Origin of the sequence: Synechococcus sp. UW86, assembly GCF_900474085.1 — a bacterium.
Taxonomy (GTDB): Bacteria; Cyanobacteriota; Cyanobacteriia; order PCC-6307; family Cyanobiaceae; genus Parasynechococcus.
Genome location: NZ_UCNU01000017.1, coordinates 397,637 through 421,942, shown reverse-complemented (window position 1 = coordinate 421,942; position 24,306 = coordinate 397,637). Strand labels below are relative to the sequence as shown.

Here is a 24,306-nt window from a genome sequence, read left to right as displayed (position 1 = left end):
TCCTCGATTGGGCCGGGGGAGTCCCCTCAGCGCACAGCTGGCTGGAAACGATCGCTGTCGATCGCTGGCATCAGGAACAACTTGGCCATCTCGGCACCGTTTCCGATCCAGAAGGGCAGCTTGCGAAGCACTTTTAGGGGAGCGATGGAATCGCTGGCATCAGCCTTTTCCAATGCGGCGTTATTGGCCACCAGCCGTTCGAGGCGTGTCCAGAACTTGTCGTTGTTCACATCAAGAACAACGGGGAAAACGCGCGCAGACGTTTCGTTGGTCTTCTCGATCACCATCTTGTCGTAGGTGCGAGCATCCAATCCGAGAGCCTCGTAGAACTCTTTGCGGGCCACGTCGCGCACGTACATAGTGGCGAACACTGCTAACAGGAAGAAGCGGCACCAGAGTTTGGCGATGGGGCCACGAACCGTGTCCGGTTGGGCCTTCATCAGGGCATCAAAGAAATCACCATGTCGGTTTTCGTCCTGACACCAGTTCTCAAAGAAGTTGAAGATCGGGAAGATCTTGCTGTCGGGGTTCTTTTCTAGGTGGCGGTAAATGGCGATGTAACGCCAGTAGCCGATCTTTTCAGACAGGTAGGTGGCGTAGAAGATGAATTTCGGCTTGAAGAACGTGTAGTCCTTGTTCGCGGTCAGGAAGCCGAGATCCAGCTGCATGCCGAAATCACTCATCGACTTGTTGAGGAAGCCGGCGTGGCGAGCTTCATCCCGAGCCATGTGAGCAAAGCACTCGGCCAGAAGAGGGTTCTTCGCCTTAATGCGGCGGCTCAGTTCCTTGTAGAGCAGGAATCCTGAAAATTCCGATGTGCAGCTCTGCTCAAGGAATTCGATAAACACCTTGCGGGTTTCAGGATCAAGCTTGTCCGCAGCACCCTCGAACTCCTCATTACGAACGAAGTGGTGGCGGTTGTAATCCTTCCTGAACTCTTCACAGATGGCTTCAAGTTCAGCCTCATTGGGCTGAAGGTCCATTGCCGCCATCGCTTCGAAATCGGTGGTGTAGAAGCGAGGGGTCAGGATTGTGTCCTTGACAGGATCCTTGATGGCTACAGCGCTGCCTTCGGCCACGGCGGTGGGAGGGACCATCAGTTGCGTTTCACGATCCTGCCAATGTAGGCGTGTCAGCCCAACCCCTGAGGCCAATGCTGGTGGTTAGTTACCTCCCAGCCACTTTTGGCCGTTGAGCCGTTGCAAGAGACGGGAAACGAGAAGGGCCAAAGACATCCGCTTCTCATCGATCAGAAAGCTCTCCAGCAGCGTTGGCTCGCTGCCGGCATCAGCCAGGGCAATCACTTTGGCGCTGTTGATGTCGGCCTTGGAGAAGCAGACCCAGAAGCGACGCCCCCCTGGAAGCTCACCAACCACCATTGGACATTCACCACCGACAACGGGACGCTGCCCATCCACGCGCTCGAGCCGATCAGCGGTGATGTCATGTTCGGCCAACTGTTTGGCGACGGCCGGCAAAAACAGTGTGTCGATGAATTCAGGGAAGGGCTTGTCCTCCGGCTTGGGCGGCTTCGCTTTCGGCGCCGCTTTGGCAGGGGCCTCTTGACCTGAAGACTGCTTCTCGACTGGGGTTTCGCTCACCGATCCAGCATTGCTGGCGCAACTGTAAGCAGCTTGGTGCGCTGCTTACCAGTTTGCCTCCGGATCATCTCCCCAATCACTGAACTCCTGAGAAGGAGAGCCCACGGCTGAAGTGCCTGATGAAGCGTCTGACTGCGGGGGGACTGACGAAGGGCGTTGAATCACGCGGTAGGCCACAGACACCGTTGGAGCCGGTTCTCTCACATCTCGTTCGGGGCCTGGGGTTGTGCTTGATCTGGGTGTCGGTTCGTAGTCGGTGTAGCCCCTCTCCTCAAACTCCGGTTGAACAGGGGAACGTCTCTGGCGACTCAGAGGACGCTCCACTGGGGAGACCAAAACCGCTGCGACAGCGGCTCCGGCCGCACCACCAACGCCAGCCAGCGCTGTCCACGCCCCAACGGGGAGCGGAGGTGTTGTCCAAACCAGCAGACGGATCCGGGTCTTGTCTCCGACATTGGTGGCCGAAAGAACCAGCAACGCCAGCAGTGGCGCCAGGCAGGGAATCAGCAGCAAACGCTGAAACATGCTCATTCCAGGGGGCCCTGCCAGCGCTTCAGGGGTGCAAGGTCCTCCTCCAGGCCGTCGAACAGGCGCACCACCAGAAAGTCCACCATCTCCTCCAAGGAATCGGGCCGGGTATACCAGGCCGGAATGGGAGCGGCAATGGTGGCTCCAGCTTCAGCGAGGCCGGTGAGGTTGCGGAGGTGAATCAGGTTGAAAGGCATCTCCCGGGGAGCAATCACCAGGGGCCGACGCTCCTTGAGATGCACATCCGCACAACGTTCGATCAGATCTGCGGCGATACCGGCATGGATCCGCCCGACGGTTCCCATGCTGCAGGGAACGATGACCATCGCCCGGGTTCTGTAGCTGCCACTGGCAATGCAGGCAGCCTGATCATTCCAGCGATGACAGGTGAGCTCGCCACTCTCCACCGATAGCCTCTCTCGCCAGAACGCACGTTGTTTCAGGGGATCAACAGGGATCGTCAGGCCCTGTTCCGCACGAAACACCTCATGGGCACCATGGCTGAGCACAAGATGCACCGAGCGCCCGCGCTGCAGCAGCAGCTGTAGGGCACGCTCGGCCAGGGGTTGAGCGGATGCACCGGTGACTGCCAGAACGTAGGGATGCATCACTCAGCGCTCGCTGAGGGCAACGGGCAGCGGCTCCGAGGATTCAGGCGCTGAGGATTCAGGTTCTGTGGAGCCATTGGAACCCTGGCTGATGACCTCAAGGTCGATCTGGTTGCGCAGAACATCCACATTGATCACGCGCACCTGCACGGCGTCGCCTAGTTGATAGGTCTGACGGTTCTTGCGCCCGACCAAGCGATTCTGGCGTGATCTGTATTCGTACCAGTCATCGTTGAGGGAGCTCACATGCACCAGCCCTTCAACGCGACTTTCACCAACTTCTACGAAAAAGCCATAGCTCTGCACACCACTGATGCACCCTTCCACCTGTTCGCCGATCAGGGGTTGGGCTGAACGGGCCTGGATCATCGAAAGCAGATCCTTTTCCAGTTCCAACACCTGACGCCGTCGCGTGTTGAGCCGCTGCACGGTGCGCTCGTTCACCAATCCGTTCAACTTCTCGTCCTGGGATGCGGTGAACAGGGGCCACGTGAGATCAGCACCGGCACCCTTGAGACCAAGCTTCAGACGCGTCTTGTGACGGACGGTTGGACGATCCTTGGCGTCGCTCAGCAGCGCAACGATCACCTGTTGATTCACCAGGTGGGCGTAGTGCTGGGTGGCACAGGTCCATGGGGTCAGTGAGCTGTTCCGGCTTGACGCAGCAACCTCGTCCCCATCGGAATCTGCTGCCGCAGGGGGGGCCTCTGTGGATGCCACAAGGGTGAGAGGTGGCAGGGCGTGACTGAGTTGTTGTTCCAGCACCCGGCGCTGACTGCTGTCTTTGAACACCTGAACCAGCTCCGAAGCTGATGGACAGCCGTCGTCATCCAGTTCAAGGGGAAGATCCAGGGCAATGGCTGTCTTTGCCACATCGGTGAGCACGCTGCCATCGGGTTCATCCGCCTCAACGGTGATGCCCGGCAGTTGGAGCTCGAGTCGTTGTGCGGTCCACGCACGGTCGGCGGCCCTCAACAGAGGCTGAAGGAACGCATGGGGGTCGACCGGGTTGAACGCATCAACCCAGCGATGCCGCAACCCGGAGGGATCTGCGCTGCAGAGGTCACCAAGGGCCTCCAGCTGTGGAGGGCAGAGATCGAGCTGCACAACCCCGTTGGCACGCTCCTGCTCCAACAACAGCATGCTGCAGAAGCGCAGGGTCTCCAGCTGACCGAGTTGGTCTTTGATCGGCTTGAGGGCGGTCGGGACGCTGCGCGCCTTGGGTTTGCGTTCCGCCAGGGCGATCAACTGATCGGCGCTCACCTCGGCGACGGGGCGCACCGTGCTGAGCATGAACTCCCAGTCGCTCACCTCACCGTTGGCAGAGACGTCGAGCCGAACGCTGATGGCATCAGCCTCGGACCCGGCCAAGAAGCTGGTGGCCTTGTGGAGGGCCGGAGTGAGAAGAGGTTGCCAGACTTCACCGAGGCAAAGGGCTTCACCGCGGTCGCGCAGGCAGGCATCGAGGCTGTTGCCCAGACCGATCCGCTCGCCCACGCTGGGCGCATGTACCCAGAGGCGACAACCGCCTTCCCTGGCTTCAACGTGCACGGCAGGTAACCCCGGTGCATCGTCCTGACTCCATCCTTTGAGCAGCAGCGACGGTTGTGCGGTGAGATCGACCCGGCCTTTGGACGCAGGGGTTTTGCCAGAGCTCCTGGGTGCCGTTGGACGGTCCTGGAGACCAACCTTGGTCAGCAGCAGGTCCCGGTCGGCTGCTGGTCCGCCATTGAGCGGGAGAGATCGCACAACGTGGCCGGCCGCAGGATGCTGAGCCACGGGATAGCGATCGATGCGCACCTCGACAACACTGGAAACCTCATCACCGAGCAGATGCTTGGAATCCTCTGCTGGCAGCTCAATGCCGGCAAGCACTCTGTCGTCCAAGGGGGAGGCGAGCAGCTGGTCGCTCTGCTGCTCCACCTGAGCCAGGAGAGATTGCGTGGCCCGTTCCAGGATGCATTGCACACCTCCTTCAGGAGAGCGGCGGCGTCCGCCCTCCCGCGTCACCCGCACCAGCACACGATCGCCATTCCAGGCGTGGTTCAGCTGATGGTCACGGATGTAGATGTCCTCGCCGCCGTCATCGCGAATGGCGAAGCAGAAGCCTTTGCTGCTGCAACGCAGGCGAGCATCAATCAGATCACTCTCCTGGGGCCGTGTGAGACCACCCTCACTGGTCTTTTCGATCACACCGATTTTCATCAGTGATGAAACGGCAAGCTCAAGCGCCGCTTTATCCGTCTTGTTGCTGAGCTTGAGGATCTTGGCCAGTTGGTCGGGCTCAGAGGAGTGCTCTGTTGAGAGCTGATCCAGCAGATCGGCAACCGTAAATTTCATCGTGGCGTGCGCAGAAACCGACCATCAGGGCCGGGAGAGAGGGAAGGGGTGGTCGACGCTCTTCAGCAGGCCGTGCAGAGTCAGCCCTTCAAAGATCACTTTAGGACTCAGAAGTTTGATCCCCGTCCGAGTTGGCTTCACCATCACGGACGAGAGGAATCAGCAAGCGGCCACCGATCACGAGGAAACCGACGGAAGCCAGCAGTTGAAGCAGATCGCTGGGAATCACGGTTGCAACGGAACCACCGGCGAAGGCCCCCAGCAAACTGGCCAGAACCAACGCCGATGATGAGCCGAGAAACACGGCCAGGGGGCGATTGGACGTGCCACTGATGGCAACGGTGGCCAGTTGGGTCTTGTCACCGAGTTCGGCCATGAACACGGTCAAGAACGTGGAGATCAGAAGGGGAAAATCCATCGTCAGCTCGCTGCATTGAGCCAAAGGGAGCTGGCGGCCTGAAGACCGAGCCAGATGCCGAGCGCCACCATCAGCACCCCAGCCATCAGTTCAAGACGATCAGGCGGAAGGGTTTTGGCCAACCATTGACCGACGAGAACGCCCACAAGGCTGGATGAAACCAATGCCAGCGCGGCACCGATGAACACCAGAACAGGAGAGCCGGACTGGGCCGAGAGCAACAGCGTTGCCAACTGGGTTTTGTCGCCCAGTTCAGCCACAAACACTGTGGTGAAGGTGCTGAACAACACGGCAGCAAAGCTGCGCGACTCAGGGCTTGTTTGCTCACTCGTCAACAGAACCTCCCGCGGTCTGAGCGCGCTTGAACCTACGCATCACGCCACTGCGGCCGCCATAGGTGCTGCGGATCTGTTGTTGGCAACAGGTGATGGCGAAGGCATCGAACTGATCATCGGGAACGTCAAAAAGACGGCCCAGACCACTGACACGACAAAAATCAGGACGCTCCTCATAAATCGTGCAGCGCTGACTGCCCGTGTCGTAGTGGATGCACCAGCCGTCAGGGCCAACCATGGCCAGATAGGTGCGTTGTTGCTCTTCGCTCAAGGCCGCCAGGGCATCAGCCCGTTCCTCGGGAGCGAGTCGGCAACAGGCTCCACAGTGTTTGATGCAGGACCATTGAGGCGTCTCTCGGCTCATGATTGAAGCTGTGACAAGCCATCACAGAGATCAGAACTAATCCGTCGCTCTTGGGACAGAGCCCCGTAGCCTGGTAGGCGTAACGATTTTGGACAGCGCTGCATCGCCATGGGCTTTGACATTCACCTGATCGCCAACTTTGCCGCCCTGGCGATGATCACCATTGCCGGTCCCGCTGTCATCTTCATCCTCTTCTACCGCCGCGGCGCACTCTGATCGCCTCGTTTCAAGGACGTAGCCCCAACCCAAGGCAGGCTTCCTCGATCAACTGAATCACCCGCTGATCCCTCGCCAGATCGTTGTCGCTGGTGAGGGATTGTTCTTGTTGAATGCTCGCCTGAAGCGTCTCACCCTCGCCATTGGTGAGCTTCAGCCCTGAGGTTTCCGTCAACTGGGCGGTGTACTGCCGTGTGCCGCGGTCGATCAACACCAACTCCGTATGGGCACGGATGGCTTTGAGCTCCAGCTGCAGACGCTGTTCACCCTGCCAACGGTTGATCGAAATGCTGTAAGCCACGTCACAACATGCGGGAACAGGCGCCGCTGGATCCCATCGCCAGGCGATGGCGCGACGCTCACTTTCACCCTGGCGCAGCGTCAGGGCCAGATGTCCTCCTTTGAGATCGCGCCGATCCTCAACGCTCACCCCCCGTGACCAGAACAGGGGTTTGGGATGACCGATGCCGAAGGGGGCCAGGGATTGCAGGTGGCGCCACAGATCCCAGTTCACGTCCTTCAACTGCAGCAGAGCGTCAGGTTGCACGGGACGCCCTTGGGCCTGGGTCACCAACCAGCCATCGGCTTCGGCGCAGAGGCGCTCATGCAGGGTATGCACGAATTCCGCTTTAACGGTGAACCCCCCGGCAGCGGGATGGCCTCCAAAGCGGGTCAGTAGATCACTGCAATTGGAGAGGGCACGATCCACCGCGAAACCGATGGGTCCCCGTACCGAAGCCCGCAGACTTCCATCTCCATCACCGGCCAAAAGAGCGGTGGGGCGGTGATAGCGCTCCATCAGCCGCGCAGCAACAATGCCAATAACCCCGTGGTGCCAGTGGCTTTGCGCCAACAGCAGGAATGAGGGGAGAGCGTCACTGGACTCCGCTTCCACCAGCGCCACGGCCTCCGCTTCAATCGCGTCGCAGAGATCCCGTCGCTGGCGGTTGTAATCATCACAACGGCGTGCGAGGGCCATCGCTGAATCGGGATCTTCAGCCGTGAGTAGATCCACCACAAGCCTCGGTTCCCCAAGGCGACCCACTGCATTGATGCGCGGTGCAAGCTGAAACCCGATGTCTTCTGCCGTCAGCGGACGTTCCCCGAGACCCGCCAGGCGCTGAAGAGCTTGCACGCCCTTGCACTCGGAGCGATGCAAATGGTTCAGCCCCTCCAGCAACCAACTGCGGTTGGCCCCCACCAGAGGAGCCATGTCGGCCACCGTGCCGATGCAAAACAGATCCCGGGCCACGCGGATGGCTTCTGGTTTGTTCAGAACATCGGCAACGGCATGGGCCAGCACATAGGCCAGCCCCACACCGGCGAGTCCGCGGTAAGGCGAGCCCTCCGGGGTAGTGGCCGGATGAATGAGCGCGGTCATGGGCGGCCGTTGCGCCGGGATCGTGTGGTGATCGGTCACGATCACCTGCATCGACAAACTTGCGGCCAGTTCGAGGGCTTCCCTCGCGGCAACACCGTTATCAACGGTGACCAGCAGTCGCACGCCATCGTCGTAGAGCCGCTGCACCATGGCGGGATTGAGGCCATATCCCTCCTCCATCCGCGAGGGGATGGCGGGTTCCGGCTCAGCCCCCAACGGGGCCAACGCCCGTAGTAATAACGCTGTGCTGGTCATCCCATCGGCGTCGTAATCACCACAGATGGCGACGCGTTCACGGGAACGGCAGGCCGCTACCAAGCGCGTACAGGCCTGCTCGAGATCGGGGAAATGATCACGTGTGGGCGGTAGATCACCAGGGGAGAGAAAGCTCTCGGCCTCGGATATTGAGCTGAATCCCCTGCGCCTCAGCACACAGCGCAGCGACAGCGGCAAATCAAGCCCTTGCAATGGCGATGGTTCCACCACGGCTGGAAGGGACCAGGACCAATGCAGCGGAACAGCCGGCAAGGGAACGCAACAGGCGGTGATGTCCCAGCATTGTGCCGTTGCTGCTCCTCAAGGTGAACAGGCTTTCAGCGGTCTTCTGGGATGTGGATGGCACCTTGGCCGACACGGAAATGGACGGTCATCGACCGGCCTTCAACCTGGCCTTCCAGGAACTGGATCTTCCCTTTGTTTGGGATGAAGCGCTCTACAACAGGCTGCTGGCGATTCCTGGCGGGCTGCGCAGGGTGAAACTCCACGCTGAAACATGTGGGGTGCATCTCAGCCAGAACCAACTGGACCAGGTGCGTGATCGCAAACGCGTCCATTACCTGGAACGGGTCCGCCAAGGACATGTGCATCTCCGTCCCGGAGTGAAGAGGCTTTTGCAGGAGTTGAACAGGGCCGGCGTGCAGCAGTGGATCGTCACCTCCAGCGGATCGGCCTCGGTGATGGCTCTGCTGGAACAGATCCAGAAGCAAATCCCCAGCTTCGATGGGGTGGTGACATCGGATGACGTTGCTTCGGGAAAGCCAGCACCGGACGGCTACCGACTCGCTCTCGAACGCAGTGGGGCCAACAGTGCTGCCAGCCTTGCCATCGAAGATTCTGCAGCAGGTCTTTCGGCGGCAAGAGCCGCAGGTCTGCTTTGTCTGCTGACCCCTTCCCCCTGGGATGCCGATGCTCTGCGTGAGTCCGGAGGCGAGGCCGCTGCGGTGTTGAATCACCTGGGGGACCCTGGACAGCCAGCAACCGTGCTTTCCGGTGCCTCTTGCCAGGAGGGGGCAGTAACGCTGAAGTATCTGGAGTCCCTGCTGTCGGTGCCGGATCGATGAGCTCAATCCAGCGCACACGTCTGGCGGGGCTTCAGAACGCGTGGGGCGCTGGGATCCGGCGGTCCTGGTCTGGCCCCTGGTGGCGTCGCAGCGCTTCGTTGCTGCTGCTGCTGTTCGGATTTTTCATCGGCAGCAACCTTCCCGTCTACATCCTGGATGCTGTTGAACTCAGGACGTACACAGCGTTCTATGCCCTGATCGCCTGTGAATTGATGGTTCTTGGGCGCCGTCGTCTTCCCTGGCTGGACAACCTCCGGCTTGGATTCGTTTACGCCGTTGTTCTGGAGGCGTTCAAAGTTGGATCCTGAGGGCCAACGCGTCATCCCCAGCAAGGATCAGCAGCGGTTGCTGCAGCATCTCGAGTTGGGCGACCTTCAGAGTTGGTCTGCACTGCAGCGCAACTCTGGGTGGCATCGGGTCGCCATCGATCACTGGCATCCTCAGGCGACACCGGATTGGCTCTGGTCTGTTGGTCTGCCGCTTCTGAACCTGGGCCAGCAATGGCAGGGACAACGCCGACTGCTCGGATTCAGTGCTTTGCCAGGTTGCGGGAAAACCACCCTGGGGCAGTGGATTGAAGCTGCCGCACGGGCACTTCACCTTTCGATCCAGGTGGTTTCGCTCGATGACTTTTATTTCGAGGCCGAACGGCTTGATGCGGCGATGCAGGGCAACCCCTGGGGTGTGCCTCGTGCGCTTCCTGGCAGCCATGACCTGGAGCTCCTGCAGGAGTGCCTTCAGACATGGCGACAGGGTGAGAACGTTCTGATGCCCTGCTTCGACAAAGCCAAACGCCATGGCCGAGGAGATCGAAGCGGTTGGCGCCGTTGCGATGCCGACTTGCTGATTTTTGAGGGTTGGTTTGTGGGCTGCAGCCCAAATGACGACGCAACTGCGGATGAGCCCCATCTCGAGAGCCCCCTAACGGCGCAGGAGTTGGAGTGGCGCCTGAAGCTGCAACCCGTGCTCGCCCACTACGAACCCACCTGGAGGTGTTTCGATCAACTCTGGCAACTGCGAGCAACCGACTTCAACGCGCCTTGGCGATGGAAGCGCCAACAGGAAGCCACCCTTGAAGCGGAATGCGGCGCGTCGCTGTCGAATGCCGACTTGGATCGTTTTATCCGCATGATTCTCTGCTCGCTGCCATCGAGCAGTTTTCACACCATTCGAGCCGATGTTGTTGTGGAGGTGGATCCGGATCGAACTCTGCGGCGGATCCACCTCCCGAGTTCGACTCAGGATTCGCCGTCTTCGGACTCACTCACCGGGTAAACAAAACCCTGGGCGCGGCCACTCAGCACAGACTTGCCGATGGACATGGCGCGCTGGGCGGCAACGGCTGCCTTGGCCTTCCAGGTGGCGCTGCGCTGGTTGCGCTTGGCCTTGGATGTTTTCTTCTTCGGGACGGCCATTGCGCCTGGTGAATTTCCAAACCGAGATTGTCTCGTTTGGAACCCCCTTGCGTCAAATCGCTAGGCTCCGTGCAGCGCAATGAAGACGTGGCACCAGGTTCGGACGACTCCAGTGGTTCCGCGGCCCTTCAGAAGGCTCAACCTTCTTCGATTCAGGGTTTTTGGACGAAGCAGGACACGGTGAGTTACTCCACCCTGCTGAGAGATATCTATGCGAAAGAGATCAAACAGTTGGATCTTGTGCCCGGTCGTCGGGAGGTAAGAGTCCAATACAACGATGGCCGACGGGTCACCGTTCCTGTTTTCGCCAACGACAACCAAATTCTTCGGGCCGCTGAAAGCTCCGGCACGCCCCTGATGGTTGTTGACATCCGCCGCGAACAAGCAGGACGCGAACTGGCGGGAACCCTGATGTTGGTTCTGCTGGTGGCGGTCGGCTTGTCGTTTCTGTTGAAGCGTTCAGCTCAAATGGCGAACAGAGCTCTTGGGTTTGGGCGTAGTCAACCTCGGTTGAAACCCCAGGAAGACCTTCAGCTTCGTTTTGAGGATGTTGCCGGCATCAACGATGCGCGGCTGGAACTTGAGGAGGTGGTCACCTTTCTCAAGCAGCCCGAGGCCTTCATCCGCCTGGGCGCCAAGATTCCGCGGGGAGTGCTGCTGGTCGGCCCCCCTGGAACCGGGAAAACGCTTCTTGCCAAGGCGATTGCAGGCGAGGCGGGCGTGCCGTTCTTCTCCATCGCGGCCTCTGAGTTTGTTGAGCTGTTCGTGGGTGTTGGTGCGAGCAGGGTTCGCGATCTGTTCCGCCAAGCCAAGGAAAAGTCTCCCTGCATCGTTTTCATTGACGAAATCGACGCTGTGGGTCGCCAGCGGGGTGCTGGTATCGGTGGCGGCAACGATGAACGGGAGCAGACCCTCAACCAACTCCTGACGGAGATGGACGGCTTTGAGGAGAACTCCGGTGTGATTCTGCTGGCGGCCACAAACCGTGCCGACGTGCTCGACGCCGCACTGTTGCGTCCAGGACGCTTCGACCGGCGCATTGATGTGGGCCTTCCCGATCGCCGAGGTCGCGAGGCAATTCTCGCCGTTCATGCGAGAACTCGCCCTCTCGACGACGCGGTCTCGCTATCGGATTGGGCGAGCCGCACGCCGGGTTTTTCCGGGGCTGACCTCGCCAATCTTCTCAACGAAGCGGCCATCCTCACGGCCCGCCAGAACATGCTCCGTATCGGTCAATTCCAGCTGGAGGGGGCCTTGGAGCGGATCACCATGGGGCTGAGCAATCGTCCCTTGCAGGACAGCGCCAAAAAACGGCTCATCGCCTATCACGAGGTGGGTCATGCCCTGGTGGCCAGTCTTCTTCCAGCGGCCAACGCGGTGGACAAGGTCACGATTCTTCCCCGGGGAGGGGCCGGTGGCTACACCCGCTTCATGCCTGACGAGGAGGTACTTGATTCCGGGTTGATCACCCGCTCCTCCTGCCTCGCTGATCTGGTGGTGGCCCTGGGGGGACGAGCTGCTGAGCAAGTGGTTTTCGGGTCGCTCGAGATCACCCAGGGAGCCAGCGGAGATCTCCAGATGGTGGCGCAACTCACACGGGAGATGGTGACGCGCTTTGGCTTTTCCAGCCTCGGACCGATGGCCCTCGAGGGTCCGGGTACGGAGGTTTTTCTGGGGCGCGATTGGTTCAACCAACGGCCGGGATACGCCGAATCCACTGGCCAGGCCATCGACGCTCAAATCCGCCAGCTCGCCAAGAGTGCTCTGGCGCAGGCCATCGCCCTGCTGGAGCCCCGCCGTGAGTTGATGGATCAACTGGTGGACGTTTTGATTGCCGAGGAAACGATCAACGGTGATCGATTCAGAGACATCGCTGGCCTCCCATGAGACGCCTCCTCCTTCTGCTGCCGCTGGTTGTTGTTGCAGCCCGGATGCAGATCGAGTGGCTCTGGTTCGATCAGTTCGCCTGGAGCGACGTTCTCCTCAAGCGCTGGCTTTTGCAGCTTCTCTTCGCGGGTGTGGCGATGCTGCCGCTGCTGGCAGCCCAGGCCTGGTCAAGGCAATTCAGGCAACACAGCTCGAGTTCATCCAAGGCGATGAGCCTGACCGGATGGTCCTTTGGATTCACGCTGTTGATCAGTGGTGGTGCTGTGCTGATCAGTGCCTTGCTCACGCTGGATCTGTTGGCGTTGGCCATCCACGATCCGTTTCAGCTTGGGGAATGGCAGCCAGTTGCGGGGCTCCAGCACCGCATCAGCTCAGCAGCAGGACTTGTTCAGGCAGGGGCGATAGGGCTTGCGATGGCCTGGCCGCGGTTGAGGCTGTGGCTGGCACGGATCATGGCGGGTTCGCTGGTGGCTGTCGTCAGCCGGGCGTGGGGCATCTGGTCGCTGGCGCTATGGATTCCCGATGAATCCACGAGAGACCCCTTGCTGGGAGCGGATCTGAGCTTCGGCTTGGGGCGTTTTGCCGGATTGCATCTGGCCCTGGACCTGCTGCTCTTGGCTGCCGCGTTCACCCTCGCCTTTGAGCTCTGGCGGGTGCTGGCGAGCTCAAAATCGATTTCTGACTGGGCCAGTCCAGCCTTCTCTGCGCGACAGATCCAACTGTTCAGGTTGCTTTCGGCGCTTCTGCTCTTCGGAGCGGCGGGGCAGGTGTGGTTATCGAGGCATCAGCTGCTGTGGACCCAACACGGCCTTGTGGCAGGGGCGGGCTGGCTCCAGGCCCACATGACCCTTCCGTTGCGCGGCTTCGCAACACTGCTACTGGTGCTGATCGCATGTGCACTTCTTGTCCCGTGCCGGCGACGCCTCCGTCAGGGCCTTGCACTGCTCTTGGTGTCTCTTGTGGTGTTGGAAACGGTGGCAACTCCGTTAACGCGCTGGCTGGTGGTGCGGCCAAGGGAATTTGCACTGCAAGAGCGCTATCTGAACAATGCCATTAAGGCCACGCAATGGGGCTTCCAGTTGGATCAAATCAAGAGTCAGGTCGTCGACCCGACAAGGTTCAGCGCCGCTGATCGCGAGCAAGGTGTGAGCACGCTCGAAAATGTTCGTCTCTGGGACAGCAGCCCTCTGCTGGAAGCCAACCGGCAACTGCAGCAACTGAGGGTGTACTACCGCTTTTCCAATGCAGCTGTTGATCGCTACCCGCTGAATGAAAACAGCGATTCATCGCAGCAAGTGATCCTCTCGGCCCGCGAATTGGATCAATCCGCTTTACCGCGTCAATCCAAAACCTGGCAGAACCGTCACTTCATCTTCACTCACGGCTACGGTTTCACCGTCAGTCCGGTGAATGACCGAAGCAGTGATGGCCTTCCCTCATATTTCATTAAAGGTCTTGGCCCAGAAACAGTCATTGCGGGAAATCCTGGACTGGGTATTGAACGATCGCAGGTGCAGAAGGCCATCCCAGTTGGTGATGCAGCGATCTATTACGGGATGCTTCCTTCGCCCTATGCCATCGCTCCAACGCAGATTGAAGAATTCGACTACCCCGAAGGCGACATCAATGTGATGACGCACTATCAGGGTTCTGGCGGAGTACCGATTGGATCCTGGCTTCAACGATTCGCAGCGGCTGTTTATCTGCGTGACCCTCGACTGCTGATCACCACAACGATCAATGCTGATTCCAAACTTTTGATCCGGCGTGATGTGCGCAGTCGGGTTAAGGCCATCGCTCCCTTCATTGATTTTCGTGGTGAGCCCTACCTGATCTCCATTCCAAACCCTGAGCAAGACAGCTCTAACACCACCAAGGCAACTTCAGAACAACGCAGCCAACATCAGTATTGGGTTGTCGAGGGTTACAGCCACAGTTCAACCCTGCCCTACAGCGCAGCGGTATCAGCAGATGATCCCGATCGCTATTTGAGAAACTCAGTAAAGGCCATCGTTGATGCTTATAACGGCAGCATTCGGTTTTTCATCTCGGAGCCTGAAGATCCAATCGTGATGGCCTGGGCTCACGCTTTTCCAGGCTTAATGGAGCCGATGGAGGCAATGCCAAAGCCTTTTCTTGATCACCGCAGAGTTCCTGAGGACTTCTTCAATGCTCAGGTCAACCAATTGAAGCGGTACCACGTTTCGAATCCCAGAATTTTCTACAACGGTGATGATGTTTGGCAGGTGCCAAGCGAGATCTACGGCGACCGCAAAGTTGATGTTGCTCCGTATCACATCACGGCTCAGCTTCAAAGCAACGACAATTCTGAATTTCTGCTGCTCCAACCCCTGACCCCCTTATCAAGGCCAAATCTCACTGCGTGGTTGGTGGCTCGGAATGATGGCGATCACTACGGTGAACTGAAACTGATCGACTTTCCCAAAGACAAATACATTCCGGGGCCGGAACAGGTTCAGGCTCTGATCCATCAGGATCCAGATGTGAGCGAGCAGTTCGGTCTATGGGATCAGGAGGATCTGGAACTCCTGCAGGGAAATCTTCTTGTGCTTCCCGTGGGCTCCGGACTTCTCTATGTGGAACCGGTGTATCTGCGCACCAAGAAGGTGGGGCTGCCTTCTCTGGCCAGGATTGTTGTGAGTGACGGCCGATTGGTTGCCATGGACCGCGACCTCAATCTTGCTTTGGATCAACTCATGAAAAAAGCCCCACCCGTTTGACGGGCAGGGCGAAACGAATTGACCGTTCGGGTTGATCGAACGATCAGCCGATGGCGGAGAAGTACTCCTTGGAACCCTTGGGGTCAGGCTTCATGGTCTTTTCACCAGGAGTCCAGTTGGCAGGGCAAACCTCGTCGGGGTTGGACTGCACGTACTGGAAGGCCTGCAGAACGCGAAGGGTTTCATCAACGTTCCGTCCCACAGGCAGGTTGTTGATGGTGGCGTGCATGATCACACCGTCGGGGTCGATGATGAACAGACCACGCAGGGCAACACCCTCAGCCTCGTCGAGAACGTTGTAGGCCGTGGAGATTTCCTTCTTCAGGTCGGCAACGAGGGGATAGTTGATATCGCCCAGGCCACCCTGATTGCGAGGGGTCTGGATCCAGGCCAGGTGGCTGAACTGGCTGTCCACAGAAACGCCGAGAACCTCGGTGTTCTTGCTGGAGAAATCGGCGTAGCGGTCGCTGAAGGCCGTGATCTCAGTAGGACAAACGAAGGTGAAATCCAGCGGATAGAAGAACAGCACCACGTACTTGCCCCGGTACTGGGACAGGGTGACTTCCTTGAACTCCTGGTCCACCACAGCGGTGGCAGTGAAATCAGGGGCCTGCTGGCCCACACGCAAGCAACCGGTGTCGGTCATGTTCGGGAGGTGAATGAGTGAGCTGAAGGCCGCAAACGACTTAACACGTAGTCGATTCGACTTCCAGTTTCAGGATTGAACCTATCACGACCCTAGCCATCCGTCGCCATAAACTCAGTTGATGACTGACCAACTCACGAGCTGGGATCCTGCGCTCCTGCGCAAGTTCAGTTCCACCGGACATTTCCGTCTGTTGAACCAGCTGAAGGGCGATCTGCGCAAGAAACCCCTGGATCGAGACCAGCGCACTGGTCAGCTGAAGACTCTGGGCGGGAATCGCGGCGCAACCAGACGTTCAACGGCAACGCGGAGCATCGAGCCGGCTCCAGTTCCAGCTCCAACACCTGTTGTTGAGACGGCACCCCCACTCACCAAGGACGATCAACCGAAATCCTTCCGCGATCGCCTCAATGCCATCGACATGCGCTGAGGCTGAACCCCTGAGATGTATGATGGGCACTGGCCTGAAGGGCCTGCGTCAGAGTAGCTCAGCTGGTTAGAGCACAGGATTCATAACCCTGAGGTCGGGAGTTCAAGTCTCCCCTCTGACATTCATTGATAAATGCTGTTAATCAGCTCGTTCGAACCCTTGTTGGGTTCGAGCATGCCTGATTCAGGCCTTGCGTGCCGGTAGTTTCACCAGGGGATTGAGAGCAGCGCCACCGGCCCGACGGATCTCAAAGTGAAGGTGAGGTCCGGTGCTTCGTCCGGTGCTTCCCATCAGTGAAATGCGAGACCCACGGGGAACAATCTGCCCTTTTTTGACAAAAAGACGGCTGTTATGCGCATAACGCGTGAATTCGCCATCACTGTGGGCGATTTCAACCAGATAGCCGTAGGCACCTCTCCAGCCGGAAAATGAAACGATCCCATCACGGGCCGCAACAACGGGGGTGCCAGTGTTGTTGGCGATATCAATGCCTTTGTGCATGCGTCCCCAGCGCCACCCATAACCAGAGGTGAAAACCCCCTTGGTGGGCCACTGGTAACCAACAATCGGCGGCTTCAGGCTGTCGGGCTGATCGGCTGAAGACGACAGGGGACGATCAGGCCATGCAGCACCTCCACTGCTGAGGGGGCGTACAGCCAGTAGTGACTGACCCGAAGTGGCTTCAGCGATCTGCAGTTCCTGGCCAATCGTCAAAGCAGTGAGCTGAAGGCCTGGATTCCAACTCAACAGCTGCTGTTGCGTCACGCCGTGGCGTTTGAGGAATGACGCCAGAGAATCTCCGGTCTTGATTTTGGCCGTTGCGCGAAGCGGAGGTGGCGCAACCAACGGAAGCGTCTCACGTTCACTGGAGCGGTTGAGTGACGACAACTTCATGGCAACAACCCGTGCAGAGTCCGGCAGGGAAAGCCAACTCTCTTTTTCAAAAACGTGGGAGCTTGGCACGTTGTTCAACGAGGCCAGCTGCTCACGATCAAGCTTCAACAGCTCGGCATAACGCCGCAGGGACGTGGCACGAACAACTTGGAACCAGACCTGACTGCTGGAATCGACTTTGCTGACAACAGCAACGGGATTGTTCGGGGAGAGAGCTGGCAGAGGGGGCAGCTCGGCAAGATCAAAAGTGGCGTTATCGGCAATCCCGGGCAGAGAACTCCACAGACCCAGGGACAGAACAGGGGTTACAGCAGCTGCCAGAGCAAGCGTTGCGCGCATGAAACCACTGAGACGGGTTGAAGGTAACGAGCCGAACATCCCCGCGCAAGGGGGTTTGGAGCAGTGGTGGGATCACCACAACCGCAACTGTTGTCCAGCCACGTAGGTCGCCAGGGCGCAGGCCACGGAAAGATTGAGGCTGCGAACACCTCCCTGGCCTGCGTCATCAGCAGCTCCAGGCATGGGGATCGTGAGGATGCTGTCGCAGGCTTCGCGTACCGGTTCCGGTAGCCCCGTATCTTCCCGGCCCAAGAGCAGAACATCTCCCCGTTGAAACGTGAACGAGGAGAGCGATGAACCACCACGACGACTGCAGCCGATCAACCTCTGCTCAGGACGAAGCTCAGCTTGAAACTCGGCAAAGTTCGAAGCGATGGAAAGCTGAACGTGGGGCCAGTAATCAAGTCCGGCACGACGAACGCTCCGATCATCCACTTTGAAGCCGAGGGGTTCAATCAGGGTCAACGGCACCCTGAAGGCCGCCGAGGTGCGGGCGATGTTGCCGGTGTTCGGAGGGATCTGAGGTTCGAACAGGGCAATCCGCAGGGGGGCGATCTCACTCATGGCACCACCTGGCCAAGGGCATGAAGATCAAGTGCACGACCCTGGAGAACGAGCCAGGCAGCGTCAGCAACGGGGTCAAGTGCCTGCGCGAGGGTTCCGAGACGATCACGAAACAATCCTCCGATGCGTGTTGGGGGAACGACGCCCCAGCCTGTCTCTTCGATCACCAGAACAAACGTGCAGTGCGATGCCCTAATCGAGGCGATCAGCTGTTCACAGAGGTGATCCCACTCCTGGGCAGTGACGTCCAGGTGGTGGGCAACAAAGCCACCGAGGGCATCAATCAGAACAGATTGCCCAGGAGCCAGGCCGTTGATCACGCTCACCAGCTCTGCCCCACATTCAGAAACGCTCCAATGGTCGGGCCGACGCTGCCGGTGGGCCTCCAAACGCTTTTGCCAATCACGGTCATCCGGCCGGGAGGCCGCCGTGGCGATGTAGGTGACAACGGGGTGGTGTTTCAACAGGTGCTCAGCCCAGCGGCTCTTGCCACTGCGGGTTGGCCCACTCACCAGGATCAGCCGGCTGGTCTGGCCGGCAACGGGGGGCTCCACTGTGGAGGAGGGGTCAACCACTGCCATTCATTCCCTTCAGCGTCGCGACGGAAGACGGAGACACACGGTTGAGGTACCTGAAAATCCAATACTTGAAGATCGTCGCCAACACCACCGGGAATGTCGCGATGAAGAGGTTGACGAAACTTTGGCTGGAGGGAAGACCGAAATGCTCGGCAATCCCTTCCAGCAAGACCTGCCAACCTTCCGGGCTGTGGTATCCGACGAAGATGTCGGTGAATAGGATGATGGCGAAGGCCTTGGCGGAATCACTCAGCCCGTAAACCGCCTCATCAACAAATCCACGCAGAACACGCAGTTCATCGCGGCTCAGAAAACACACCACGGCGAAGGCGATCAGACCAGCCAGATCCGCAAACACATTCTTGATCGCCTTGAGACTTTCCTCATCAGCATCGTGCTTGAGCTCAGTCGCCTTTTCGGTGAGCTTTTCGCGCAGCGCACCCTCATTAAGGGGCTGCACGCCCTTGAGGAAGGCGTCGAATTCCAGTTCTTGCTTGTAGAGCCGAAGTTTTTCAGCAGCCTTCTCTTCCAGCTGAGGCTTCGGGTAGCTCAGGAAAGGGAGTTCGGGGGAAAACTGATTGACCGCAGGCGAGATTAGATAGGTGCCAGCAATCTGCTGAACAAGAAGAGGAACCAGAACGAGCAGAAGCAGAACCCTCAGGGAAATCAGCGTGCTGTCCCTCCGGCGTCGATACCCCGCCACGACGCTGTCCTCCGTTGAGGGATCCAACTGGAGGCGAATGCTGTCGAAAACACCCAGAAGCGATCGGGGGAGGGCATCCGGTGAGCGGCTGATCGAGGGCGAACTGCTGGATCGTCGCGATCCATAGCGGCTCACGACGGATTCAATCAGTTGAAGTTGACGCAACTCCTGAGAATCCAGTTGGCCCCGTTGTTTCGAGAGAGTTGCTGCTGAATTGCGGCAGATGGCCAGCGCGGTTTTGAAGCGGCGAAGAATCGTGGCCTGAACAGAGCGCGGCACGGAGAGCTTGAGCTCCGGCCGGATCTGCCGATCGCCGTAGTACTCCAACTCCAGGCTTTGGATGAGCAGAGCCGCCTCGTAGCCACGCTCAAGATCACTGGAGAGCTCGATCGCTTGGCTGTTGCTGAACAGGTTGATCCAGTTACGGCGGCTCATTGCAGTCAGCTCATCGCAGTCGAGTCATCAGCGCGAGAACACCCACCAGGTGGCCATCGGAATGATGGTTCCAAGCACCAACAGGATGATCACCCACTTGGTGGCATCGCTTTCGGCGGTTTCCGCTTTGGTGGGAATGTTGGTGGGCAGGGTGACCCGTTCGATCTCCTTCGGAGGGCCTGGATCCTCGCCACCCGAGAGAACGGTTGAAAGTCGGGTGAGTCCATCAACGGATGCCTGGCGATAACGATCACCCTCTCGCAGGGGCACAGTCATCGTTGTACGGGCGGTGCTCTTTAGCAGGCTGGGAGGAAGCTGTGCCTCAAGCTCCTGATTGGCCACAACAGCGGAACGCTTGTTGGAGGCTTCGATCAACATCAGCAGCAAGGGATTGCCGCTGGGTGAGCTCCACGTCTCAAGGAGTTCCTCACCGAAGGTGTTCAAGGTGATGCCGTAATCCAAACGCCGCAGCGTGATCAGGCGGGCATCGACCCGTTGATCTTCAAAGCTGCGTAATTTCGTTTCCAATTCACCACGGCTGGCGCGGCTGAACACATCGGCATCGTCGATCACCAATGCATCCGGCAGGCTTTCACCCAGGGCAGCAGGTGAGATCGCCAGACTGGCTGGGGCCCAGAGGATAAGACAGACCCCGAAACTGAGCAGGCTGGCCAACAGGCGTCGGGCGGAACGGGGCATCCCTTCAAGCGTCATGACTGCCTCAGTCTGCCGTTAGCTGTCCAGCATGTCGCGGTTCAAAGCTGCAATTGCCTCAACAACCATGCGGGCTTCGTTGTCGGGCAGAGTCATTTGACGGGTGAGCTGGTCGAGGAGATCGGTTTCCTCCGCTGTGATCTTGCGGTCGGCATGCACCAGATGCGCTGCCACAGCCAGGGCGGACTGCTGCTGAATTCGATTGAGCTGAGGCAAGGCGGATGTGATCAAGCCCTGAACGCCCTGCTCCCGCAACAGCAACAGCAGGCGGTCAAACAATTCACCCATGGCTGCTTCAGAGCTGTCGCTGTACAGCGATCGGTTCTCCAGCTGACGGCGCAGGGCATGGGCCTCATCCCGCCCCAACCTTCCATCACAGGCAACAGCGGCAAGGGCGACAGCTGCAAAAGCCTCGGGAGTCGTCATGGCAGAGACGCACATGTCCGTATTTGAGCAGGATGATTGCGTTCTGACAGCACCCTCTGTTGATGCCAGGTCCCGCCCGAGCTGTTCTGATCTGTGCGCTTCTGTTGCTGGGTCTGACCGTGACCAATGCCGGGGTAGCGCAGACCGTGACACCGGACTTTCAACGGGCCGAAGTTCTGGCGGGGATGGCAGCGGTGGGCCTGATGCTGGTGGCTGTGCTGTGGACACGGGCGAACCCCAAGTCAGCAGAGAAAGTTCCGTTGCAGGGGGAACAGGGACTCTTGATGGCGGATCAGTTCAGCGAAAACCAACAACAGGAGCTGGCCTGGGGCAGCCACATGCTGTTGACGGCAACGCCAGCGGCATCCGTGCTCGTGTTCTGGCGCCATCAGGTCGTGCTGCGTCGAGGCCTGATCAGTCAGGAGGCTTTCGAGCCAGGAGCGATCACCCAACGGGCCATGGAGCGTGAGCAAACCATCTCCTTGGTCAACACAACGCTCTTTCCGGGCCGAGCGGAATTCGACGCGATGCTGCCGTCACTTCCCGCCATCGTTGTTTGCCCGATGGGGAAGGAGGGGGCCGTGATCGTGGGGGGGTGGTCACCCCGTTGCTTCACACGCTCTGATGAGCGATGGATTGAGGGCTGGACCCAGCGGCTCAGAACGACACTTGGGGCCGGCGAGGCTTCTCCTGTGCCGCCGGACTCAGCTTGATCGTTGATTCAACCCTCGCTCCGGCCTGACCGAAGCGGACCTCGCCATCCTCCGAAATCCTGGCCTCCATGCGTGAGGCCCTCGTTATTTGTTCCGGTTTGGTCCGCTCAAGAACCACATCGCCATCGGCCACAACCCGTTCACTGCGCCAGTTCCATGCGCAGCGCCGGGCCGTCAATGTTTCCAACGTCTGCTCAACGCGACAATCATTGGCAATGATCACGGTGCCAGAAGTCTGATCCAGCTTGAACCCCCTGCCCTGGACCTTGCTGTTTTTCAAATCAGCCTGCACAGGTTGATCGGATTGAAATTGCTTCGCTGTAAATAGCCAACGTGTTTGACCGGCATTGATCTGACCGCGGTCGTTCTCCAGCACCAGCGTGACCGGTTTTTGAAGGTCGAGGTAGCCCTGGCGGGTGTTGCCATCGAGGCCTGAAGCGCTGAGTGTGCGTCCATCGCTTTGGATGGCTTGCACAGGGCCAGGCGCCTGCAACAAACCACTCTTCAGATTCCAGGTGCCATTACCACCTTTCACCACCGTGGAAGTAGAACTGATTGCATCAACACGGTTCAGCTGGGTTGGGCCCTTGAACTTCAGCACCTCGGTGTCCTGCTGGAACACCAGCTCGCGTGAGCGGATTTGCGCCTTGCCATCATTGGCCTTGGGCCGTTGATTGATCACCATTCGCGACTGCGATGGCGTCCAAATCAGATTGTCTCCCTCAATCGTCAGCCCCCGTTGGTTCAACTGCCGCAGCTGCACCGATCCTTCAAGAACGACGAGCTCTCCATCCCGCAACATCGTGGCGAGATCGGCGGTGATCCTGTAGTGCGGTTGATCATTCCGATAGAGAACGCCCTCGGGACGTCGTGCACGGATGGTTCGACTGCTCAGGTCGTAACGCGCCTCGGGGCTGGTGAGATCCCAGCCACGTTTGCCATCGTCGGCCCGCTGGCTCAAATCCAGCGACCGGAAGACAAAGGACGGCGTTGGTTCAAGCGCAATCGGTCGCCGCGTTGTGCAACCGGTGAGCCATGCACTCGCCACAAGGGCTGCTGCCAGACCGCAACGTGACAAGCGACCCAGCATGCTTTGTTCAGAGCGGTTCATCCAGTTCCAACCGCTGCATCACCGGTGTTGGCTTCGGCAGCGCGGAACCGCTGCACAGCCTGCCCCAATTCAGCTGTTTCGACCAGTTGTCTGGATCCAAGCGTTCCCCAAGTTGAGACAGGATCCGCTCGCTGAGGTCGGGCAAGAGCGGGGCAAGCAGGAGTCCAACGATGCGGGTGGTTTCCAGCACAGCAAACAAATCCTCGGCCACGCTCTGCTCTTGACCGGGCTCCTTCATGCGACTCCAGGGAGCCGTGTCATTGAGATGACCGTTCGCGGCAATAGCCAACTGAAGGATCGACTCGGACGCGGTCTTGAACGCGAGCTGCGGCATCGCCTCCATCACCGTGCTGACGGTTTCCGCAGCCTTGAGGGCCAGGGGATGGTCAGCACTTGAGGCTACTCCTGCCGGGGGAACGCCGTCATCGAACCATTTGCGTGCCATCGACGAGGTGCGATTCAGCAGGTTGCCGATGGTGTTGGCCAGATCGTTGTTGACCAGATCAACAAAGCGTTGCTGTTGGAAATCGCCGTCGTCTCCGAATTGGATGTCGCGCAGGAGGTACCAACGAACGGCATCACTGCCGCATCGCTCCAGCAACAGTTCGGGGTCCAGCACATTGCCGAGGGATTTGCCCATCTTCTGGCCCTCACGGGTGAGGAAGCCATGGCCGAAAACCTTTTGCGGCACCGGCAGTCCTGCAGACATGCACATGGCAGGCCAGAACACAGCGTGGAAGCGAAGGATGTCCTTGCCGATCACGTGCACGGAGGCGGGCCAACCGCAGGAGGCGAGCCGATCGAGCGATACCGCTTCTCCATCATCAAGAAGCGCTGTGAGATAACCCAGCAGGGCATCAAACCAGACGTAGAAGGTATGGCCTGGATGGTCGGGGACAGGAAGTCCCCAGGACACATTCACCCGCGAAATGGAGAAGTCGCGCAGACCTTGAGCGACGAAGTTGCGCACTTCCTGTCGTCGGCTGGCAGGGGCGATGAAGTCATCGCGCGCCACCAACTCCTCAATGGCGGATTGATAGCGGGAGAGCCGAAAGAACAGGTTCTCCTCATCGCGCCACTCGAGAGGCTTGCGGTGGATCGAACAGGAGGGCGACTCCGCTTCGGCCGGATCATCCTTGTATTCCTCGCAATCGACGCAGTACCAGCCGGTCTGCTTGCCGACAACGATGTCGCCGGATGCCTTGACCCGTTCGTAGAACTGTTCCACCAATTCCATGTGGCGCGGGTTGGTGGTGCGCACAAAGCGATCGTCAGAAATCCCCCACTGATTCCAGAGATCGCGGTACCGGCTACTGACCTTGTCGCAGTGGTCCTGGGGGCTCAGCTGCTGACGTTCTGCCGTGCGCTGAATCTTCTGGCCGTGCTCATCAACACCGGTCACGAAGGTCACCTTCTCCAGCTGCAGCCGCTCAAAGCGAGCCAAGGCATCACAGGCCAGGGTCGTGTAAGTGCTGCCCAGATGGGGACGATCGTTGACGTAGTAGAGCGGAGTCGTAAGGGTGTAAGGCATCAGAAAAATTCGAACTCCGCTGCACCGCAGCGACGACCGACTCTAACG

Annotated in this window: 27 protein-coding genes and 1 tRNA gene; 9 read left to right on the top strand and 19 right to left on the bottom strand. The window is 59.2% G+C overall.

Features of this window, described 5'->3' with window-relative positions:
- Nucleotides 1-26: 26 nt before the first annotated feature.
- From acsF to DXY04_RS10750, 8 genes are all read right to left on the bottom strand, one after another.
- Nucleotides 27-1,097 (bottom strand): magnesium-protoporphyrin IX monomethyl ester (oxidative) cyclase, encoded by a 1,071-nt coding sequence (acsF, locus tag DXY04_RS10785; protein ID WP_115162054.1) that lies wholly within the window; start codon nt 1,095-1,097, stop codon nt 27-29.
- Nucleotides 1,098-1,163: 66 nt separating this feature from the next.
- A complete protein-coding gene (locus tag DXY04_RS10780; RefSeq protein WP_115162053.1) occupies nt 1,164-1,601 on the bottom strand; it encodes a DUF2996 domain-containing protein in 438 nt (145 codons plus the stop codon).
- A gap of 45 nt (nt 1,602-1,646) precedes the next feature.
- On the bottom strand, nt 1,647-2,132 hold the full coding sequence (locus DXY04_RS10775) for a hypothetical protein (protein ID WP_115162052.1): 486 nt from the start codon (nt 2,130-2,132) through the stop codon (nt 1,647-1,649).
- Nucleotides 2,129-2,737 (bottom strand): flavin prenyltransferase UbiX, encoded by a 609-nt coding sequence (locus tag DXY04_RS10770; protein ID WP_115132609.1) that lies wholly within the window; start codon nt 2,735-2,737, stop codon nt 2,129-2,131. The genes DXY04_RS10775 and DXY04_RS10770 overlap by 4 nt, the downstream gene beginning before the upstream one ends.
- A gap of 3 nt (nt 2,738-2,740) precedes the next feature.
- Entirely contained in the window at nt 2,741-5,077 is a 2,337-nt protein-coding gene (locus tag DXY04_RS10765; RefSeq protein ID WP_115162051.1) for an RNB domain-containing ribonuclease, read from the bottom strand.
- Nucleotides 5,078-5,177: 100 nt separating this feature from the next.
- Nucleotides 5,178-5,495, bottom strand: coding sequence for a TMEM165/GDT1 family protein (locus DXY04_RS10760; protein ID WP_115162050.1), 318 nt, complete (start codon nt 5,493-5,495; stop codon nt 5,178-5,180).
- Between the two features lie 2 nt (nt 5,496-5,497).
- Nucleotides 5,498-5,830 carry a TMEM165/GDT1 family protein gene (locus DXY04_RS10755; protein WP_115162049.1) on the bottom strand — a complete coding sequence of 111 codons (333 nt, stop codon included), beginning with the start codon at nt 5,828-5,830 and terminating at the stop codon, nt 5,498-5,500.
- On the bottom strand, nt 5,820-6,194 hold the full coding sequence (locus DXY04_RS10750; RefSeq protein ID WP_115162048.1) for a YkgJ family cysteine cluster protein: 375 nt from the start codon (nt 6,192-6,194) through the stop codon (nt 5,820-5,822). The genes DXY04_RS10755 and DXY04_RS10750 overlap by 11 nt, the downstream gene beginning before the upstream one ends.
- A gap of 108 nt (nt 6,195-6,302) precedes the next feature.
- Here DXY04_RS10750 and psb30 point away from each other — a divergent pair, with 108 nt between their 5' ends.
- On the top strand, nt 6,303-6,410 hold the full coding sequence (gene psb30 / locus DXY04_RS10745; RefSeq protein ID WP_025362280.1) for a photosystem II reaction center protein Ycf12/Psb30: 108 nt from the start codon (nt 6,303-6,305) through the stop codon (nt 6,408-6,410).
- Between the two features lie 10 nt (nt 6,411-6,420).
- Here the strand turns inward: psb30 and recJ are convergent, their stop codons facing one another.
- Nucleotides 6,421-8,319, bottom strand: a complete 1,899-nt coding sequence (recJ, locus tag DXY04_RS10740; protein WP_115162047.1) for a single-stranded-DNA-specific exonuclease RecJ — start codon at nt 8,317-8,319, stop codon at nt 6,421-6,423.
- Between the two features lie 32 nt (nt 8,320-8,351).
- Here recJ and DXY04_RS10735 point away from each other — a divergent pair, with 32 nt between their 5' ends.
- The 3 genes from DXY04_RS10735 to DXY04_RS10725 are packed head-to-tail and all read left to right on the top strand — an operon-like array spanning nt 8,352 to nt 10,406.
- Nucleotides 8,352-9,131: an HAD-IA family hydrolase gene (locus tag DXY04_RS10735; protein WP_115162046.1), complete on the top strand. Its 780-nt coding sequence runs from the start codon at nt 8,352-8,354 to the stop codon at nt 9,129-9,131.
- Complete coding sequence (locus tag DXY04_RS10730) at nt 9,128-9,439, top strand: DUF565 domain-containing protein (RefSeq protein ID WP_115082266.1); 312 nt, start codon at nt 9,128-9,130, stop codon at nt 9,437-9,439. Before DXY04_RS10735 ends, DXY04_RS10730 begins: the two co-directional genes overlap by 4 nt.
- Entirely contained in the window at nt 9,429-10,406 is a 978-nt protein-coding gene (locus DXY04_RS10725; protein WP_115162045.1) for a phosphoribulokinase, read from the top strand. The genes DXY04_RS10730 and DXY04_RS10725 overlap by 11 nt, the downstream gene beginning before the upstream one ends.
- Here DXY04_RS10725 and rpmF read toward each other — a convergent pair.
- The gene (rpmF, locus tag DXY04_RS10720) at nt 10,370-10,546 is read right to left on the bottom strand and encodes a 50S ribosomal protein L32 (RefSeq protein WP_006851068.1); all 177 of its coding nucleotides are present in this window, start codon (nt 10,544-10,546) and stop codon (nt 10,370-10,372) included. The genes DXY04_RS10725 and rpmF overlap by 37 nt on opposite strands.
- Before the next feature lie 87 nt (nt 10,547-10,633).
- Here rpmF and ftsH point away from each other — a divergent pair, with 87 nt between their 5' ends.
- On the top strand, nt 10,634-12,433 hold the full coding sequence (gene ftsH / locus DXY04_RS10715; RefSeq protein WP_115162244.1) for an ATP-dependent zinc metalloprotease FtsH: 1,800 nt from the start codon (nt 10,634-10,636) through the stop codon (nt 12,431-12,433).
- A complete protein-coding gene (locus tag DXY04_RS10710) occupies nt 12,430-15,174 on the top strand; it encodes a UPF0182 family protein (protein ID WP_115162044.1) in 2,745 nt (914 codons plus the stop codon). Before ftsH ends, DXY04_RS10710 begins: the two co-directional genes overlap by 4 nt.
- Before the next feature lie 43 nt (nt 15,175-15,217).
- Here the strand turns inward: DXY04_RS10710 and DXY04_RS10705 are convergent, their stop codons facing one another.
- Nucleotides 15,218-15,820, bottom strand: coding sequence for a peroxiredoxin (locus tag DXY04_RS10705; RefSeq protein WP_114989138.1), 603 nt, complete (start codon nt 15,818-15,820; stop codon nt 15,218-15,220).
- Between the two features lie 121 nt (nt 15,821-15,941).
- On the opposite strand from DXY04_RS10705, the gene DXY04_RS10700 reads away from it, so the two are divergent.
- Nucleotides 15,942-16,250: a hypothetical protein gene (locus DXY04_RS10700; RefSeq protein WP_115162043.1), complete on the top strand. Its 309-nt coding sequence runs from the start codon at nt 15,942-15,944 to the stop codon at nt 16,248-16,250.
- 47 nt (nt 16,251-16,297) lie between these two features.
- Nucleotides 16,298-16,371, top strand: a tRNA-Met gene (locus tag DXY04_RS10695).
- Nucleotides 16,372-16,433: 62 nt separating this feature from the next.
- Here DXY04_RS10695 and DXY04_RS10690 read toward each other — a convergent pair.
- The 6 genes from DXY04_RS10690 to DXY04_RS10665 form a co-directional block, all read right to left on the bottom strand.
- Complete coding sequence (locus tag DXY04_RS10690) at nt 16,434-17,483, bottom strand: M23 family metallopeptidase (protein WP_170951410.1); 1,050 nt, start codon at nt 17,481-17,483, stop codon at nt 16,434-16,436.
- 72 nt (nt 17,484-17,555) lie between these two features.
- Nucleotides 17,556-18,047, bottom strand: a complete 492-nt coding sequence (locus DXY04_RS10685) for a tRNA (cytidine(34)-2'-O)-methyltransferase (protein ID WP_115162041.1) — start codon at nt 18,045-18,047, stop codon at nt 17,556-17,558.
- On the bottom strand, nt 18,044-18,628 hold the full coding sequence (gene cobU / locus DXY04_RS10680) for a bifunctional adenosylcobinamide kinase/adenosylcobinamide-phosphate guanylyltransferase (protein WP_115162040.1): 585 nt from the start codon (nt 18,626-18,628) through the stop codon (nt 18,044-18,046). The genes DXY04_RS10685 and cobU overlap by 4 nt, the downstream gene beginning before the upstream one ends.
- Nucleotides 18,615-19,763 carry a proton extrusion protein PcxA gene (gene pxcA / locus DXY04_RS10675; RefSeq protein ID WP_115162039.1) on the bottom strand — a complete coding sequence of 383 codons (1,149 nt, stop codon included), beginning with the start codon at nt 19,761-19,763 and terminating at the stop codon, nt 18,615-18,617. Before pxcA ends, cobU begins: the two co-directional genes overlap by 14 nt.
- A 27-nt stretch (nt 19,764-19,790) precedes the next feature.
- Complete coding sequence (psb32, locus tag DXY04_RS10670; RefSeq protein WP_115162038.1) at nt 19,791-20,462, bottom strand: photosystem II repair protein Psb32; 672 nt, start codon at nt 20,460-20,462, stop codon at nt 19,791-19,793.
- Nucleotides 20,463-20,495: 33 nt separating this feature from the next.
- Nucleotides 20,496-20,903, bottom strand: coding sequence for a tellurite resistance TerB family protein (locus tag DXY04_RS10665; protein WP_115162037.1), 408 nt, complete (start codon nt 20,901-20,903; stop codon nt 20,496-20,498).
- Between the two features lie 62 nt (nt 20,904-20,965).
- On the opposite strand from DXY04_RS10665, the gene DXY04_RS10660 reads away from it, so the two are divergent.
- Nucleotides 20,966-21,616 (top strand): cofactor assembly of complex C subunit B, encoded by a 651-nt coding sequence (locus DXY04_RS10660; RefSeq protein WP_115162036.1) that lies wholly within the window; start codon nt 20,966-20,968, stop codon nt 21,614-21,616.
- On the opposite strand, the gene lptC is transcribed toward DXY04_RS10660, so the two are convergent.
- Both lptC and metG read right to left on the bottom strand, forming a co-directional pair.
- Nucleotides 21,561-22,727 carry an LPS export ABC transporter periplasmic protein LptC gene (gene lptC / locus DXY04_RS10655; protein ID WP_115162035.1) on the bottom strand — a complete coding sequence of 389 codons (1,167 nt, stop codon included), beginning with the start codon at nt 22,725-22,727 and terminating at the stop codon, nt 21,561-21,563. The genes DXY04_RS10660 and lptC overlap by 56 nt on opposite strands.
- Nucleotides 22,714-24,258: a methionine--tRNA ligase gene (gene metG, locus DXY04_RS10650; RefSeq protein WP_115162034.1), complete on the bottom strand. Its 1,545-nt coding sequence runs from the start codon at nt 24,256-24,258 to the stop codon at nt 22,714-22,716. Before metG ends, lptC begins: the two co-directional genes overlap by 14 nt.
- Between the last annotated feature and the right edge of the window lie 48 nt (nt 24,259-24,306).

What these genes read in the sequence shown, in the direction of transcription:
- acsF (WP_115162054.1), bottom strand. Translation starts at nt 1,097, where the DNA reads ATGGTCCCTCCCACCGCCGTGGCCGAAGGCAGCGCTGTAGCCATCAAG.
- DXY04_RS10690 (WP_170951410.1), bottom strand. Translation starts at nt 17,483, where the DNA reads ATGCGCGCAACGCTTGCTCTGGCAGCTGCTGTAACCCCTGTTCTGTCC.
- DXY04_RS10660 (WP_115162036.1), top strand. Translation starts at nt 20,966, where the DNA reads ATGCCAGGTCCCGCCCGAGCTGTTCTGATCTGTGCGCTTCTGTTGCTG.
- DXY04_RS10705 (WP_114989138.1), bottom strand. Translation starts at nt 15,820, where the DNA reads ATGACCGACACCGGTTGCTTGCGTGTGGGCCAGCAGGCCCCTGATTTC.
- DXY04_RS10710 (WP_115162044.1), top strand. Translation starts at nt 12,430, where the DNA reads ATGAGACGCCTCCTCCTTCTGCTGCCGCTGGTTGTTGTTGCAGCCCGG.
- DXY04_RS10730 (WP_115082266.1), top strand. Translation starts at nt 9,128, where the DNA reads ATGAGCTCAATCCAGCGCACACGTCTGGCGGGGCTTCAGAACGCGTGG.
- pxcA (WP_115162039.1), bottom strand. Translation starts at nt 19,763, where the DNA reads ATGAGCCGCCGTAACTGGATCAACCTGTTCAGCAACAGCCAAGCGATC.
- DXY04_RS10685 (WP_115162041.1), bottom strand. Translation starts at nt 18,047, where the DNA reads ATGAGTGAGATCGCCCCCCTGCGGATTGCCCTGTTCGAACCTCAGATC.
- DXY04_RS10750 (WP_115162048.1), bottom strand. Translation starts at nt 6,194, where the DNA reads ATGAGCCGAGAGACGCCTCAATGGTCCTGCATCAAACACTGTGGAGCC.
- DXY04_RS10765 (WP_115162051.1), bottom strand. Translation starts at nt 5,077, where the DNA reads ATGAAATTTACGGTTGCCGATCTGCTGGATCAGCTCTCAACAGAGCAC.
- DXY04_RS10770 (WP_115132609.1), bottom strand. Translation starts at nt 2,737, where the DNA reads ATGCATCCCTACGTTCTGGCAGTCACCGGTGCATCCGCTCAACCCCTG.
- psb30 (WP_025362280.1), top strand. Translation starts at nt 6,303, where the DNA reads ATGGGCTTTGACATTCACCTGATCGCCAACTTTGCCGCCCTGGCGATG.
- DXY04_RS10700 (WP_115162043.1), top strand. Translation starts at nt 15,942, where the DNA reads ATGACTGACCAACTCACGAGCTGGGATCCTGCGCTCCTGCGCAAGTTC.
- metG (WP_115162034.1), bottom strand. Translation starts at nt 24,258, where the DNA reads ATGCCTTACACCCTTACGACTCCGCTCTACTACGTCAACGATCGTCCC.
- psb32 (WP_115162038.1), bottom strand. Translation starts at nt 20,462, where the DNA reads ATGCCCCGTTCCGCCCGACGCCTGTTGGCCAGCCTGCTCAGTTTCGGG.
- rpmF (WP_006851068.1), bottom strand. Translation starts at nt 10,546, where the DNA reads ATGGCCGTCCCGAAGAAGAAAACATCCAAGGCCAAGCGCAACCAGCGC.
- lptC (WP_115162035.1), bottom strand. Translation starts at nt 22,727, where the DNA reads ATGAACCGCTCTGAACAAAGCATGCTGGGTCGCTTGTCACGTTGCGGT.
- DXY04_RS10775 (WP_115162052.1), bottom strand. Translation starts at nt 2,132, where the DNA reads ATGAGCATGTTTCAGCGTTTGCTGCTGATTCCCTGCCTGGCGCCACTG.
- cobU (WP_115162040.1), bottom strand. Translation starts at nt 18,628, where the DNA reads ATGGCAGTGGTTGACCCCTCCTCCACAGTGGAGCCCCCCGTTGCCGGC.
- DXY04_RS10665 (WP_115162037.1), bottom strand. Translation starts at nt 20,903, where the DNA reads ATGACGACTCCCGAGGCTTTTGCAGCTGTCGCCCTTGCCGCTGTTGCC.
- DXY04_RS10760 (WP_115162050.1), bottom strand. Translation starts at nt 5,495, where the DNA reads ATGGATTTTCCCCTTCTGATCTCCACGTTCTTGACCGTGTTCATGGCC.